Below are 13,867 nucleotides of genomic sequence, written 5' to 3'. Positions count from 1 at the left end.
CCCCCCAAGCCCCCGTTAAGGAGTCCGCGGATGCGCGTCCGTGACCTGCTCGCCCCCGGCGCCCCGCGACTGCGCCTGCTCGCGGCCGAGGAAGAGCTGGACCGGCAGGTCAGCGGTGTGATGACGACGGACCTCCAGGACCCGGGCCGCTACCTGCACGGCGGTGAACTGGTGCTCACCGGCATGCTCTGGCGCACCGTCCCGGCCGACTCCGAGCGCTTCGTCCGCACCCTCGCGGCCGGCGGCGCGGTGGCCCTGGCGGCCGGCGAGGCCGAGGTCGGCCCGGTGCCCGAGGACCTGGTCGAGGCCTGCCGCCGGCACCGGATGCCGCTGCTCGCCGTCCCCGACGACATCGCCTTCGGCACCGTCACCGAGTTCATCGGCCGCCAGGTCTCCGCCGACCGCGCCGCCGACCTCGCCGCCCTGGTCGACCGGCACCGCCTGCTGGTCTCGGCGGCCGGCGGCGGCGGACTGGACGCGGTGCTCGACCTGCTCGGCGGCGACCTCGACCTGGACTGCTGGGTGCTCACCCCGACCGGCGCGGTGATCGCCGGCCCCGCCGACCGGCTCTCCGCCCAGGACCGCGACCAGCTGGTCCGCGCCCACCTCGCCGCCCAGCGCCAGCGCCGCCGCCCCCCGCACCGGGCCCGACTGGCCGCCGGCTCCTTCTCGCTGCTGCCCGCCCCGGCCTCCGCCGAGCACGACGAGCCGCCGGCCGGCGGCGGCCTGCTGGCCGACTGGGTGCTCGCGGTGGCCGGCGACGTCACCGAGTGGACCACCAAGCGCCAGCAGCTCGCCGAGAACCTGGCCCGGCTGGTCGCCGCCGAGCGCCACCGCCGCGACGAGGGCCGCCGGCTGCGCCGCCGCCTCGCCGACGAACTGCTCGCCCTGCTGCGCCGCGACGCCGACCCGGCCGAGGTCGGCCGCGCCCTGTACGCCTCCTCGGCGATGGCCGCCCGCTACGAGGGCCCCGGGGCCAAGTCCCAGGCGGAGGACGGCTCCTGGCTGGTGCTCAGCGCCGAGGGCACCGGCCTGCCGGAGGGCGCCGTACGGGCGGTGCTGGAGGAGGCGCTCGGCGGCGCCTTCGACCGCGCCCTGGTCGCCGGGACGGGCACCGGCGCCGTGGTGGTGCTGCCCGTCCTGGACGCCCCGGTGCCCGCCGACGCCCTGCGCGAACTGCTCGCCCCGCTGGAGGCCGGGCTCGGCTCGGAGGGCCGGATCACCCTCGGCGTCTCCGCCCCCGCCGCCGGGGCCGGCGGCCTGCGCGGCGCCCTGGAGGAGGCCCGGCACGCCCGCCGGATCGCCGCCTCCCGGGTCGGCCGGGTCTGTGTCGCGGGCCCCGAGGAGCTCGCCTCGCACGTCCTGCTGCTGGCCGCCGTCCCGGACGAGGTGCGCCGCGCCTTCCGCAGCCGGCTGCTGGACACGGTGATCGCGTACGACATCGAGCACCAGGCGGACCTGGTCCGCACCCTGGAGGCCTTCCTGCGCTCGGACGGCTCCTGGACCCGCTGCGCCGCCCAACTGCACGTCCACGTGAACACCCTGCGGTACCGGATCGGCCGGATCGAGGAGCTGACCGGGCGTGACCTCTCCCGGCTGGAGGACCGGGTGGACTTCTACCTGGCGCTGGAGCTGGCCTGACGCCGCGTCCGGACATGCGCAAGGGCCCGCCGCGACCTCGGTCGCGGCGGGCCCTTCCCGTACGGTTCGCTGTTGCCGGCCGGCCTACTGGACCGGGATGACCGAGGTCAGCCACTGGAAGGCGGCCGGGACCATCTTCTTCCACTGCTCGGTGGTGTGCGGGCCGGTGCCCTCCTCGACCTGGACGGTGGTCGGGGCCTTGGCCGCGGCGCGGATCGCCTCGCCGTCCTCGTAGCCGTCGCCCTTGGAGCCGCTGACCAGCAGGGCGACCTTCGGCGGCTGCGGGGCGGTCTTCAGGATGTTGACCGGGTTGTTGGCCTCGCGCAGCTTGGCGTCCTTGCCGACCAGGGAGTCCGGCTCCTGGGCCGGGTCGTTGTAGCCGGACATCGCGATGGCGGCCCGGTACCGGTTGGGGTGGGCCAGCGACAGCTTGGCCGCGCAGTGCGCGCCGGCCGAGTAGCCGGCGATCGCCCAGCGGTCCGCGGACGGGTCCGCGCGGAAGTTGTCCAGCACCATCTGCGGGACGTCGCGGGTGACCCAGGCGTCGGCGTTGATCTTGCCGGGGATGTCGGTGCAGCCGGCGTCCTGGTTGTTCAGCAGCTTCGTGCGGGGCGAGACCAGGATGAACGGGGCGACCTTGCCCTGCTGCATCAGCGGCTTGAGCTGCTCGGAGACCTTGAGGGTGCCGTACCAGGTGGAGGAGGAGCCGGGGTAGCCCGGGATCAGCTCGACCACGGGGAACTTCTTGTCCTTGAACGCAGGGTCGTTGTACTGCGGCGGCAGCCAGACCAGCACCTCGCCGTCGACCCCGGACACCTGGCCCTTGAGCTCGGTCCGCTGCACGTCGTTCGGGACGAGCGGGTCGTTCACGCCGCCGAAGCTCTGCTTGACCTTCTGCGGCTCCTTGGCGGGCTCGGCGCCCTGGCCGCCGGCGGCGGCCGCGGCCGGGTCGACCGGCGCCACCACGGGCACCGCGCGGACGTGGTTGCCGGTGCCGAGCAGGTCGTCCCAGTTGCCGTAGATCAGGTTGGCGTTGTTGACCATCACGAAGACCATCAGGACGGCCGTGACCTGGCAGAACATGATCATGACGATCCGGGTGAGGTAGCGTACCGGCTGCGGGCCGCCGACCTTCCCCCAGAACAGCAACGCCACTGTGATGGACACCGGCACCAGGATGACGGTGAGGAGGAAGAATGGCGTACCTGTCAGTTCCATCGAGTTCTCGTATCCGGGTCGCACGCCGCCCGGGGCCCACTCGCCCGAACGCACGTCAATGGCATCAGACGGCGATGGACCGGTGATCGGTTGCCGTCCGAATCTGTGCGGAACCTGAGAGGAACATCACTTTCTTGTGATGAACCGCCTTCGGATCGGCGCCTAGTCTGCCACCCGAACGGACGTCGTCCGGACCAGATGTTCAGCGAACTACCAGGAAAGGTCCCCCGGGGCACCTTACCTCCCAGGCCGTTCGCGCTGCCGGGCGAGGCGGTGCGATACCGCGCGGCACGGGCAGGGAGACTATGGGGATGAGCATCACCCGCTTTCGCCCGTCCCACCGCCTCTGGCCCGCGTGTGCCGTCCTGGCACTCGCGGTCGCCGTGGCCGGTTGCAGCAGTACTGGAGGCAGACGCGCCGAGGAGGCCCGCGCCAAGGCCGCGGCCACCGGCGGCGGCGCCGTCTCGACTCCGCGCTGGAAGGTCGCCATGGTGACCCACGCCGGAGCCGGCGACGCCTTCTGGGACACTGTGCGCAAGGGCGCCGAGCAGGCCGCCGCCAAGGACAACATCACCTTCCTGTACTCCAACGACGCGCAGACCCAGAACCAGGTCCAGCTCGTTCAGGCCGCCATCGACCAGAAGGTCGACGGCCTGCTGGTCACCCTCGCCAAGGGCGACGCCATGGCGGACGTCCTCGGCAAGGCCAAGGCCGCCGGCATCCCCGTGATCACGATCAACTCCGGCCAGGAGTACTCGCAGAAGTTCGGCGCGCTGACCCACATCGGTCAGGACGAGTCCACCGCCGGCCAGGCGGCCGGTACCGAGCTGGCCTCGCGCGGCCGCAAGAACGTGCTCTGCGTGATCCACGAGCAGGGCAACGTCGGCCAGGAGCAGCGCTGCTCCGGCGCCCAGTCCAAGTCCGGCGGGGCCTTCCAGGTGCTCTACGTCAACGGCGTCGACATGCCCGACGCCCGCGCCGCGATCTCCGCCAAGCTGCAGGCCGACCCGTCCATCGACACCGTGCTGACCCTCTCCGGCCCGATGGCCGCCACCGGCCTCCAGGCCGTCCAGGACGCCCACCGCACCGTCGAACTGGACACCTTCGACCTGGGCACGCAGGTGGTGTCCGGGCTCAAGTCCGGCAGCGTCGGCTTCGCCGTCGACCAGCAGCCCTACCTCCAGGGCTACACCGGCGTCGACCTGGTCTGGCTGTACAAGTACAACCTGAACATGCTCGGCGGCGGCAAGCCCGTCGAGACCGGTCCGCAGATCCTGACCAAGGACAACGCCGACGCGCTCGCCGAGTACGTCGCGAGGGGGACCAGGTGAGCACCCCCGACCTCCTCGCCCACGACGGCCTGGTCGACGGCCGTCCGCCGGCCCTGCGGCGGCTCCTCGCCCGCCCCGAGCTGGGCTCGCTGATCGCCGCCGTCGCGGTCTTCACGGTCTTCGCCGTCGTCGCCGAACCGTTCCTGCGGGTCTCCTCGCTGGGCACCGTGCTGTACGCGGCCTCCACCATCGGGATCATGGCGGTGCCGGTCTCGCTGCTGATGATCGGCGGCGAGTTCGACCTGTCGGCCGGCGTGCTGGTCACCACCGCCGCGCTGACCTCCTCGATGGTCTCGTACCAGTTCACCGCGGTGACCTGGGTCGGCGTGCTGGTCTCGCTGGCGACCACGCTGGCCATCGGCGGGTTCAACGGCTGGATGCTCGGCCGCACCAGGCTGCCCAGCTTCATCGTCACGCTCGGCACCTTCCTGATGCTGACCGGCGCCAACCTGGGCGTCACCAAGGCGATCTCCGGCACCGTCTCCACCAAGTCGATCTCCGACATGGAGGGCTTCGCCGCCTGCCGCTGGCTGTTCGCCTCCGAGGTGACCGTCGGCGGGCTGACCGTCAAGGCCACCGTCTGGTGGTGGCTCGGCCTGCTCGTGGTCGGCAGCTGGGTGCTGCTGCGCACCCGCTTCGGCAACTGGATCTTCGCGGTCGGCGGCGACGCGGACGCGGCCCGCGCGGTCGGCGTGCCGGTCGCCCGGACGAAGACCCTGCTGTACCTGGGTGTCGGCTTCGGCGCCTGGGTGCTCGGCCAGCACCTGCTGTTCTCCTTCGACACCGTGCAGTCCGGCGAGGGCGTCGGCAACGAGCTGATCTACATCGTCGCGGCGGTCATCGGCGGCTGCCTGATCACCGGCGGCTACGGCTCGGTGGTCGGCTCCGCGCTCGGCGCGCTGATCTTCGGCATGGCCAGCAAGGGGATCATCTACGCCCAGTGGAACCCGGACTGGTTCAAGTTCTTCCTCGGCGCGATGCTGCTGCTGGCCGCGCTGCTGAACGCCTACGTCAAGCGCCGGGCCGAGCGGGGGCCGCGATGAACACGGACCTCACGGGGGCCGCGACGAACACGGAAGCCATGGGTACCGAACTGCTCTCCCTCGACGGCGTCGGCAAGAGCTACGGCACCGTCCGGGCGCTCCAGGACGTCTCGCTGACCCTGCGGGCCGGCGAGATCAGCTGCGTGCTCGGCGACAACGGGGCCGGCAAGTCCACCCTGATCAAGATCATCTCCGGGCTGCACCAGCACGACGAGGGCACCGTCACCGTCGGCGGCGAGGCGGTCCGCTTCGACTCCCCGCGCCAGGCCCTGGACCGCGGCATCGCCACCGTCTACCAGGACCTCGCGGTCGTCCCGCTGATGCCGGTCTGGCGCAACTTCTTCCTCGGCTCCGAGCAGGGCATGCGCCGCTGGGGCGGCCTGCGGCTGGATGCCGAGGGGATGCGCGCCACCACCCGCGACGCGCTCGCGCGGATGGGCATCGACCTGTACGACGTCGACCGGCCGATCGGCACCCTCTCCGGCGGGCAGCGCCAGTGCGTGGCGATCGCCCGCGCGGTGCACTTCGGCGCCAAGGTGCTGATCCTGGACGAGCCCACCGCCGCGCTCGGCGTCAAGCAGTCCGGGGTGGTGCTCAAGTACGTCACCGCCGCCCGCGACGCCGGGCTCGGGGTCGTGCTGATCACCCACAACCCGCACCACGCGTACCTGGTCGGCGACCACTTCACCCTGCTCCGGCGGGGCCGGATGGCGGGCAGCCATCCGCGTGCCGAGATCAGCCTCGAACAGCTCACCACCGAGATGGCCGGCGGCTCCGACCTCGCCGAGCTCTCGCACGAGCTGGCCCGACCGTCGCTCTCCGACCCCCGTGGCTCCGCCCCCGGCGGCTCCGGCACCGGGCTCCCCGGTGGCGGAGAATCGGCTTCCGGAGAATCCGACCCCCGAGAACCCGACACCCGTGAGGAGCGTCCGCAGCCGTGACCGGCTCCCAAGGCAGCACCCGGCCACCCGTCCTGCCGACCCTGCTCGGCCTCGGCCCGCGCGCCGAGCGCCGCCGGCGCGCCCTGCCCGCCGGGATACTGCGGCTGCCCACGATCGGTGTCGACATCGGCGGCACCAAGGTGGTCGCCGGGGTGGTGGACGGCGAGGGCAAGGTGCTGGAGAAGCTGCGCACGGACACGCCGCACAAGAGCAAGAGCCCCAAGGTGGTCGAGGACGTCATCGTCGAGCTGGTGCTCCAGCTCGCCGACCGGCACGACGTCCACGCCGTGGGCATCGGCGCGGCCGGCTGGGTCGACGCCGACCGCTCCAAGGTGCTGTTCGCCCCGCACCTCAACTGGCGCAACGAGCCGCTCCGGGAGGCGCTCAGCGAGCGGCTGCGGTTCCCGGTGATCGTGGAGAACGACGCCAACGCGGCCGCCTGGGCCGAGTGGCGCTTCGGCGCCGGGCGCGGCGAGGACCACATGGTGATGCTCACCCTGGGCACCGGCATCGGCGGCGCGGTGGTCCGGGACGGCTACGTGGACCGCGGCAAGTACGGCCTGGCGGGCGAGTTCGGGCACATGCAGGTGCTGCCCGGCGGCCACCGCTGCCCGTGCGGCAACCGGGGCTGCTGGGAGCAGTACTCCTCCGGCAACGCCCTGGTGCGCGACGCGCGCGAGCTGGTCGCCGAGGAGTCGCCGGTGGTGCAGCCGCTGCTGGCCCGGGCGGGCGGCACGGTCGAGGGCATCACCGGGCCGCTGGTCACCGAGGCCGCCCAGGAGGGCGACCCGGTCGCGACCGAGCTGCTCTACGAGGTCGGCACCTGGCTCGGTGTCGGCATCGCCAACCTGGCCGCCGCGCTGGACCCGGGCCGCTTCGTGATCGGCGGCGGGGTCTCCGAGGCCGGTGACCTGCTGCTCGGTCCGGCCCGGGACACCTTCCGCCGCACCCTCACCGGGCGCGGTTTCCGCCCGGAGGCCGCCATCGTGCACGCCGCCCTCGGCAACGAGGCCGGCCTGGTCGGCGCGGCCGACCTGGCCCGGCAGGTGGCGCGGCGCTTCCGCACGATCAAGCGGCGGCGGGTGGAGCGCAGCGCGCTGTAGCGGGGTGGGGGCGCCTGCCGGCTGTTCTCCTGGCGCCCCCGCCCGCCCCGCCAACTACCCGTTGGTAGCGGCGCGGTGTGGTTGTCGGATCATCCCTCCTGTGGAACAACTGAGTTGACGCAGACTCAGGAGGATTCGGATGAGGGCTCTGACCCGTCTCGCACCACCACTGCTGCTCGCCACCGCGCTGGTCTGGTCCGGCGTCGGACCGGCCGGCGCCGCGACCCCGCCGACGAAGGCGCCCGAGGCGGTGGGCCGGGGCGGAGCGGTCGCCACCGTCGACGCCGACGCCACCGCCGCCGGCATCGAGGTGCTGCGCAAGGGCGGCAACGCGGTGGACGCGGCCGTCGCCGCCGCCGCGGCCCTCGGGGTCACCGAGCCGTACTCCTCCGGTGTCGGCGGCGGCGGGTACTTCGTCTACTACGACCACGCCACCGGCCGGGTGCACACCATCGACGGCCGGGAGACGGCCGGGCGCACCGCCGACAGCGGGCTGTTCCTGGAGGACGGCAAACCGCTGGCCTTCGCCGACGCCGTCACCAGCGGCCTGTCCGTCGGAGTCCCCGGCACCCCCGCCACCTGGGACGCCGCACTGCGCAAGTGGGGCACCCGCTCGCTCGCCCAGAACCTCGAACCGGCCGAGCGGATCGCCGACCACGGCTTCGTCGTCGACGACACCTTCCGCGGCCAGACCGCCGACAACTACGCCCGGTTCAAGGACTTCCCGGCCACCGCCGCGCTCTACCTGCCGAACGGCAAGCCCCCCGAGACCGGCAGCGTGCTGCGCAACCCCGACCTCGCCGCCACCTACCGGCTGCTCGCCAAGGACGGCGTCAAGGCCTTCTACCAGGGCGAGTTGGCCAAGGACATCGTCGACACCGTGCAGCACCCGCCGGTCGACCCGGCGTCCGGCCGCACCGCCCGCCCCGGCAGGGTCGACACCACCGACCTCGCCGACTACCGGGTCCGCGACCAGGCGCCCACCCACGTCTCCCACGGCGCCTACGACGTCTACGCGATGGCCCCCTCCAGCTCCGGCGGCACCACCGTCGGCGAGGCGCTCAACATCCTGGAGGACGGCGGCGACGTCTCCACGTACAGCGGCACCCAGTACTACCACCACTTCCTGGAGGCCTCCCGGATCTCCTTCGCCGACCGCAACCGCTGGGTCGGCGACCCGGCCTTCAACGACGTCCCCACCAGGGAACTGCTCTCCGAGCGCTACGCCGCCTCCCGGGCCTGCCTGATCAGCCCGGACCACGCGCTGACCAGCCCGCTCGCCCCCGGCGACCCGCGCCACCCGGCCCCCTGCGCCGACACCGGCCAGGCCGTCCCCGAACCGTACGAGGGCCCCAACACCACCCACCTGACGGTCGCCGACCGCTGGGGCAACATCGTCTCCTACACGCTCACCATCGAGCAGACCGGCGGCAGCGGCATCACCGTCCCCGGCCGGGGCTTCCTGCTCAACAACGAGCTGACCGACTTCGACTTCACCCCGCTCGCCCCGGGCGTCCCCGACCCCAACCTGCCGGGCCCGGGCAAGCGGCCGCGCTCCTCGATGTCCCCGACCGTCGTGCTGCGCGACGGCGAGCCGCTGCTGGCCACCGGCAGCCCCGGCGGCGCGACCATCATCACCACCACCCTCCAGGTGCTGCTCGGCCGGCTCGACCGGGGCCTGAGCCTGGAGCAGGCCATCGCCGCCCCGCGCGCCAGCCAGCGCAACAGCGCCACCACCCAGGCCGAGCCCGCCTTCCTGGCGCTGCCCGAGCGGGCCGCGCTGGAGGGCCTCGGACACAGTTTCGTCAACGGCGGCGAGATCGGTGCCGCCACCGGCGTGGAACGGCTGCCGGACGGCCGCTGGGTGGCCGCCGCCGAGCCGGTGCGGCGCGGCGGCGGCTCGGCCGCGGTGGTCCGGCCCGCGGGCTGACCGGGCCGGCCTGTCGGTGCCGGGCGGTATGTTCGGGGTGGGCCTCCCGCACGAGGGGCGGCCCACCCCGTCCGTATGCCCGACTGCATGTCCGTCCGCACCGAACCACCGGGAAGGCCGCCCGCCGTGACCGTCCGCATCGCCACCTGGAACATCAACTCCGTCACCGCGCGGCTGCCCAAGCTCCTGGAGTGGCTGGAGAGCGCCAAGCCCGACGTGCTCTGCCTCCAGGAGCTCAAGTGCGCGGCCGACGCCTTCCCGTACGAGGCGGTCCGCGAGCTCGGCTACGAGACGGCCGCGCACGGCAACGGCCGCTGGAACGGCGTCGCGATCGTCTCCCGGATCGGCCTGGACGACGTCGTGCGCGGCCTCCCCGACCAGCCCGGCTACTTCGCCGACGGCGCCCTGCTGCCCGAGGTCGAGCCGCGCGCCATCGCCGCCACCTGCGGCCCGGTCCGGGTCTGGTCGGTCTACGTGCCGAACGGCCGCGAGGTCGGCCACGCGCACTACCAGTACAAGCTGGAGTGGCTGGAGGCGCTGCGCAAGGCCGCCACCGAGGACGCCGCCGGCCCCCGCCCGTTCGCCGTCCTCGGGGACTTCAACATCGCCCCGACCGACGACGACGTCTTCGACGCCGCCGCCTTCGAGGGCCTCACCCACGTCACCCCGGTCGAGCGCGCCGCACTGGCGGCCCTCGACGGGATCGGCCTCCAGGACGTGCTGCCCCGCCCGCTCAAGTACGACCACCCGTACACCTACTGGGACTACCGCCAGCTGGCCTTCCCCAAGAACCGGGGCATGCGGATCGACCTCACCTACGCCAACAAGCCCTTCGTCGAGGCCGTCACCGACAGCTACGTGGACCGCGAGGCCCGCAAGGGCAAGGGCACCTCGGACCACGCGCCGGTCGTGGTGGACCTCGACCTCTGAGCCGCACCGCGTGAGCGCCACTCCGCGTGAGCGCCACGCGTGAGCCCCGCCGCGGGCGTCACGACGGGTCACGGGTCGTAACCCGAACGGTCGTGAGCGCTGGCCGAGCGTGGGGCGCGTCCCTACCGTCGGTGAATGACCGGGTGCAGTTGCTCGACCACGTGGACATGGGAGTCCCCGGCTGCGCCCGAGAATCCCGGAGGTTCCGGTATGCGCCCCATGCGTACGGCCGCCGCCGCCCTGATCGGCGCGACGGCGCTGACCGGCCTGACGGCCCCCCTCGCATCCGCCAGGGACGGTTCCGCGTCGGTCAGCCCGTCCCAGGCCGCACCGGGCCAGACCGTGACGGTCACGGTCTCCTGCGAGAAGTCGGACAAGCCCGACGCCAAGACCATCACCGCCCGCTCCGCCGCCTTCGAGGGAGGCCCGGCGACCCTCACCCTGGGCCCCGACGGCAAGCACAGCGGCTCCGCCCGGCTGGCCGGCCAGCACGCCGGGGACAGCAAGGTCGACGGCACCTGCCCGGACGGCGGGGCCTTCGCCACCAGCGTCACGGTCACCACCGTGGCCGTGCCCGACAGGGGCGGTGACAAGGGCGGCGACAAGAACCCCCAGAAGAACCCGGGTCTCGGCGAGTGGGGCGAGGCCGCGGGGGAGTGGGCCGGTTCGCTCGGGCAGTCCGGCGCCGGCAACCAGCAGGTCGCCCCGCACGGCGCCGTGCAGACCGGCCTCGGCGGTTCGGTCGCGGCGAACCCGGGGGAGCTGGCCGGCGGCCTCGCGCTGGTCGCGGGCGGTGTCGGCGGATTCTGGCTGCTGCGGAGGCGCGGTGCCTGAAGGCCTCGCGCCCCACTGCGCCCCTGCGCCGCGCCGCTGGATCCCGACGGGATCGGCGGCGCGGCGGCGTGTCGGGACGGTGTGTCGGTTCTCCGGTGCGCCGGTGCGCCGGTGCGCCGGTGCGTCAGGCGGTCCGCGGTTCGGCGTCCTCGCGGTGCAGCCGGTCCTGGTGGCGGAGGGTACCGTCGGCCAGCAGGTACTGGGCCAGCACATAGGTCGCCATGATCCAGAACTGATGGCCCGGCAGCTCCCGCCACTTCGCCAGCTGGGTGGCGATCAGCGTGTCGGAGAGCAGGAACAGCGCCCCGCCCAGCCCGGTCCGCCAGCCCAGCCCGGCCGAGGTGACGGCCGTCGAGGCGAGCAGCAGGCTGTAGCCGGCCACCGGGACGCGCAGGTCCCCGAGGTCCGGCCAGAGCTGCCCGACCAGGGCCACCCAGGCCGTCGCGTACGCGGCCGCGACCACCAGGGCCCGGCGGCGGTCGGTGAGCGCGCCGCGCTGGACGAACATCGTCACGTAGCAGACGTGCGCCGCCGCGAACGAGCCCATGCCCGCGAGGAACGCGGGGTCGTTCTTCAGCTGGAGCAGCACGTCGCCGCCCGCGCTCAGCAGCAGCGCCGGTGCCAGCAGTTTCGGCGCCTCCCGCCCGGCCTTCGCGGCCGCGGCCACGCTGTGCGCGGCCAGCAGCGGCATCAGGGCCGGCTTGGTGGCGTTCTGGAGCACCGAGGCGCCGGAGGCGATCGCGCCCAGGTGTGCCGCCGAGGTGGCCGCGAAGCCGCCCAGCAGGCCGGTGGCCGAGCGCAGGCGCGCCCCGAGGCCGACGCGGGTGGTGGTACGGACGGTCATGCGTGCGCCTCTCGGTGATCCGCTGCTTCGGACCGACCCTAGAGGAGCCGGACCGGCGGTGGAAGGGTCGGTTACCGGTGCGTAACCCGGGCGGGGTGCGGCGGATGACGGGGCGGCCGGTGAGCGGAGCGCGGGCGGCCGCTTCGAGGGCTCTTGCGGAGAGTTCCTCAGGAGGGCGGTTGCTGCGGTCGGGTGGCCCGGGCACCGTCTAGTCTGGACCCCGACATGGATCAGCAGGACTACGCGGTCGGCGCCACCCGGGTGGCCGCCGGCAGGCCGGACGGACGCACGGGCGGGGCAGGGCGGGGAACCGCCGCCGCCGTCCTCGCCGTACGCGAAGCCGGTCCCGAGGCTGGTCCCGACGCCGGTGGTGCCTCCGGTTCCGACGCGGGCCGCTCCTCCGGTCCCGCTGACAGGGCGCCGGGGGCGGCCATGGGGAGCGGTGCTGACGGCCCGCAGGCGTCGGCCGCTCCGGCCGTCGACACGACGCTCTCGCCCGACCCGGGGCTGCTGCGCCTGGCCCACTGGTTCGCCGCCGCCACCCCCGGCACCGCCGACGACCTCTGCACCGCCTCCTTCGGCCTCTACCCCGCCCGCCACCTCGGCACCGCCGCCGAGCCAGCCGCCGATCCCGGCGTCAGCTGGTGGCACGGCCCCACCGCGCACTTGGCCACGCCCGTACGCCCCCGCGAGGACCGCACCGAGGGCGGACTGCGCCGCGCCCGGCGCGACGACGCCGCCCTGCCCGTCGTGCGGTCGGGGGCCAAGACGGGCCGGCCGGGCCGGCACCGCAGGCCCGAACGCACGCGGGTGGCACCGCCCACCGTCGTGGCGCAGGATCGTTCCGGCGAGGAGCTCCCGGCGGCCGAACGCCGAATCGCCGCCCGGCTGTTGCTCGCCCACCCGCTGGTCACCGCCTCCGGCCCGCACGCCGACGGCTTCCCGCTGATCCGCCGTCACCGCGACTGGCTCGCCGAGCGCTTCGACACCCTGCTCGGCTACCGCCTCGTGGTCGGCCCCTGGCACGCCCGGCTCTGCAAGGCCGGCCTGGGCCCCGGCGCCGCGCGCCGCCTCGAACACCCCGTCACCGGCACTCCGTTCACCCCGGCCGGGTACGCCCAACTCGCCCTCGCGCTCGCCCTGTTGGTCGACGCCCCGGAGGAGCTCGGCTACCGGCGGCTGCTCGACGCGATGAACACCGCCGCCCCCGAACTCACCGCCGAACCGGCCGACCTCGCCATGGCGCTGGCCGCGCTGGCCGGCTGGCAGGTGCTCGGCGAGCTGCCGGCCGAGGGCCCGGCCGACGACTCCTTCGTGCTGACCGTGGACCGCGAACTCGCCCGGGCCGTCCCGGCCGGCCCGCCCGCCCTCGCCGACGACGCCGCCGACCTGATCCGCCGCGCCGCCGAGGCCGAGCCCGCCACCGCCGTCCGCCGCCTGCTCGCCGAGACGCCCGCCGTCCTGGCCGCCGACCTCCCCGAGGACCACCGCGCCTGGCTGGACGAGCACCGGCTCAGCGGACCGGCGGCGCTCGCCGAGTTCCTCGGACTGGAGGCCGAACTGCGGGCCGAGGGCGTCGCGCTGCTCGACCCGGCCGCCGAACTCACCGACCTCGCCCTCCCCGGCGGGGGCACCCTCACCCAGGCCGCCCTGCTGCTGGTCGAGCGCCTGGTCGAGGAGGTCCGCCCGCTGCCCGACGAGCCGGTGGCCGGCGACGTCCCGATCCCGGACGCGCTGATAGACGGCGTCCTCGGCGACATCGCGGACGAGTTCGGCCTCCCCGCCCGCTACCTCGCCGACCGCACCGCCCTGCGGCGGGACGCCCTCGACGTGCTCCACCGCCTCGCCCTGATCACCCCCACCCCCCACCCCACCCGCCCCCCGGCCTGGCGCCTGCGCCCCCCGGCCGCGCGCTACGCCCCGGCCCCCGACCTCCACCCCACCCCCGGCACCGGCCGCCACTCCCGCCCCGGACAGCCGGCGTAGCGGACCGCCGCCGGGGCGGCGGCGCCCACCGCGCCGCCCCGGCTCCGCCGCCGGTGAGCGGAAAGC

General features: G+C 74.2%; 11 protein-coding genes. 9 read left to right on the top strand and 2 right to left on the bottom strand.

The genetic code is table 11. The features are described 5' to 3' along the window. The first annotated feature begins 30 nt into the window (after positions 1–30). Positions 31–1,641 (top strand): PucR family transcriptional regulator, encoded by a 1,611-nt coding sequence (locus tag ACFVXH_RS04015; protein ID WP_387820041.1) that lies wholly within the window; start codon positions 31–33, stop codon positions 1,639–1,641. Positions 1,642–1,725: 84 nt separating this feature from the next. On the opposite strand, the gene ACFVXH_RS04010 is transcribed toward ACFVXH_RS04015, so the two are convergent. After that, a complete protein-coding gene (locus tag ACFVXH_RS04010; protein WP_049654481.1) occupies positions 1,726–2,859 on the bottom strand; it encodes an esterase family protein in 1,134 nt (377 codons plus the stop codon). Positions 2,860–3,170: 311 nt separating this feature from the next. On the opposite strand from ACFVXH_RS04010, the gene ACFVXH_RS04005 reads away from it, so the two are divergent. The 7 genes from ACFVXH_RS04005 to ACFVXH_RS03975 all read left to right on the top strand — a co-directional run bounded on the left by ACFVXH_RS04005 (position 3,171) and on the right by ACFVXH_RS03975 (position 10,971). Beyond that, positions 3,171–4,190: a sugar ABC transporter substrate-binding protein gene (locus ACFVXH_RS04005; RefSeq protein WP_049654482.1), complete on the top strand. Its 1,020-nt coding sequence runs from the start codon at positions 3,171–3,173 to the stop codon at positions 4,188–4,190. Then, complete coding sequence (locus tag ACFVXH_RS04000) at positions 4,187–5,233, top strand: ABC transporter permease (protein WP_049654484.1); 1,047 nt, start codon at positions 4,187–4,189, stop codon at positions 5,231–5,233. The genes ACFVXH_RS04005 and ACFVXH_RS04000 overlap by 4 nt, the downstream gene beginning before the upstream one ends. Positions 5,234–5,271: 38 nt before the next feature. Continuing rightward, entirely contained in the window at positions 5,272–6,174 is a 903-nt protein-coding gene (locus ACFVXH_RS03995) for an ATP-binding cassette domain-containing protein (protein WP_234348494.1), read from the top strand. Further along, positions 6,171–7,277, top strand: coding sequence for an ROK family glucokinase (locus ACFVXH_RS03990; RefSeq protein ID WP_049654486.1), 1,107 nt, complete (start codon positions 6,171–6,173; stop codon positions 7,275–7,277). The genes ACFVXH_RS03995 and ACFVXH_RS03990 overlap by 4 nt, the downstream gene beginning before the upstream one ends. Positions 7,278–7,416: 139 nt before the next feature. Then, positions 7,417–9,207, top strand: a complete 1,791-nt coding sequence (ggt, locus tag ACFVXH_RS03985; protein ID WP_387820037.1) for a gamma-glutamyltransferase — start codon at positions 7,417–7,419, stop codon at positions 9,205–9,207. Between the two features lie 87 nt (positions 9,208–9,294). Next, the gene (locus tag ACFVXH_RS03980) at positions 9,295–10,137 is read left to right on the top strand and encodes an exodeoxyribonuclease III (RefSeq protein ID WP_049654497.1); all 843 of its coding nucleotides are present in this window, start codon (positions 9,295–9,297) and stop codon (positions 10,135–10,137) included. Positions 10,138–10,347: 210 nt separating this feature from the next. Then, positions 10,348–10,971 carry a hypothetical protein gene (locus ACFVXH_RS03975; RefSeq protein WP_049654489.1) on the top strand — a complete coding sequence of 208 codons (624 nt, stop codon included), beginning with the start codon at positions 10,348–10,350 and terminating at the stop codon, positions 10,969–10,971. A gap of 124 nt (positions 10,972–11,095) precedes the next feature. Here ACFVXH_RS03975 and ACFVXH_RS03970 read toward each other — a convergent pair whose 3' ends face one another. Then, the gene (locus ACFVXH_RS03970; protein ID WP_117492605.1) at positions 11,096–11,815 is read right to left on the bottom strand and encodes a lysoplasmalogenase; all 720 of its coding nucleotides are present in this window, start codon (positions 11,813–11,815) and stop codon (positions 11,096–11,098) included. A gap of 225 nt (positions 11,816–12,040) precedes the next feature. On the opposite strand from ACFVXH_RS03970, the gene ACFVXH_RS03965 reads away from it, so the two are divergent. Next, the gene (locus tag ACFVXH_RS03965) at positions 12,041–13,801 is read left to right on the top strand and encodes a DUF2398 family protein (RefSeq protein ID WP_387820034.1); all 1,761 of its coding nucleotides are present in this window, start codon (positions 12,041–12,043) and stop codon (positions 13,799–13,801) included. Positions 13,802–13,867: the final 66 nt, after the last annotated feature.

The organism is Kitasatospora sp. NPDC058184, from assembly GCF_042883725.1.
Lineage (GTDB): Bacteria > Actinomycetota > Actinomycetes > Streptomycetales > Streptomycetaceae > Kitasatospora.
This window is presented reverse-complemented; position numbering and strand designations above follow the sequence as displayed.

What these genes read in the sequence shown, in the direction of transcription:
- ACFVXH_RS03970 (WP_117492605.1), bottom strand. Translation starts at nt 11,815, where the DNA reads ATGACCGTCCGTACCACCACCCGCGTCGGCCTCGGGGCGCGCCTGCGC.
- ggt (WP_387820037.1), top strand. Translation starts at nt 7,417, where the DNA reads ATGAGGGCTCTGACCCGTCTCGCACCACCACTGCTGCTCGCCACCGCG.
- ACFVXH_RS04015 (WP_387820041.1), top strand. Translation starts at nt 31, where the DNA reads ATGCGCGTCCGTGACCTGCTCGCCCCCGGCGCCCCGCGACTGCGCCTG.
- ACFVXH_RS03995 (WP_234348494.1), top strand. Translation starts at nt 5,272, where the DNA reads ATGGGTACCGAACTGCTCTCCCTCGACGGCGTCGGCAAGAGCTACGGC.
- ACFVXH_RS03975 (WP_049654489.1), top strand. Translation starts at nt 10,348, where the DNA reads ATGCGCCCCATGCGTACGGCCGCCGCCGCCCTGATCGGCGCGACGGCG.
- ACFVXH_RS03980 (WP_049654497.1), top strand. Translation starts at nt 9,295, where the DNA reads ATGTCCGTCCGCACCGAACCACCGGGAAGGCCGCCCGCCGTGACCGTC.
- ACFVXH_RS04010 (WP_049654481.1), bottom strand. Translation starts at nt 2,859, where the DNA reads ATGGAACTGACAGGTACGCCATTCTTCCTCCTCACCGTCATCCTGGTG.
- ACFVXH_RS04005 (WP_049654482.1), top strand. Translation starts at nt 3,171, where the DNA reads ATGAGCATCACCCGCTTTCGCCCGTCCCACCGCCTCTGGCCCGCGTGT.
- ACFVXH_RS03965 (WP_387820034.1), top strand. Translation starts at nt 12,041, where the DNA reads ATGGATCAGCAGGACTACGCGGTCGGCGCCACCCGGGTGGCCGCCGGC.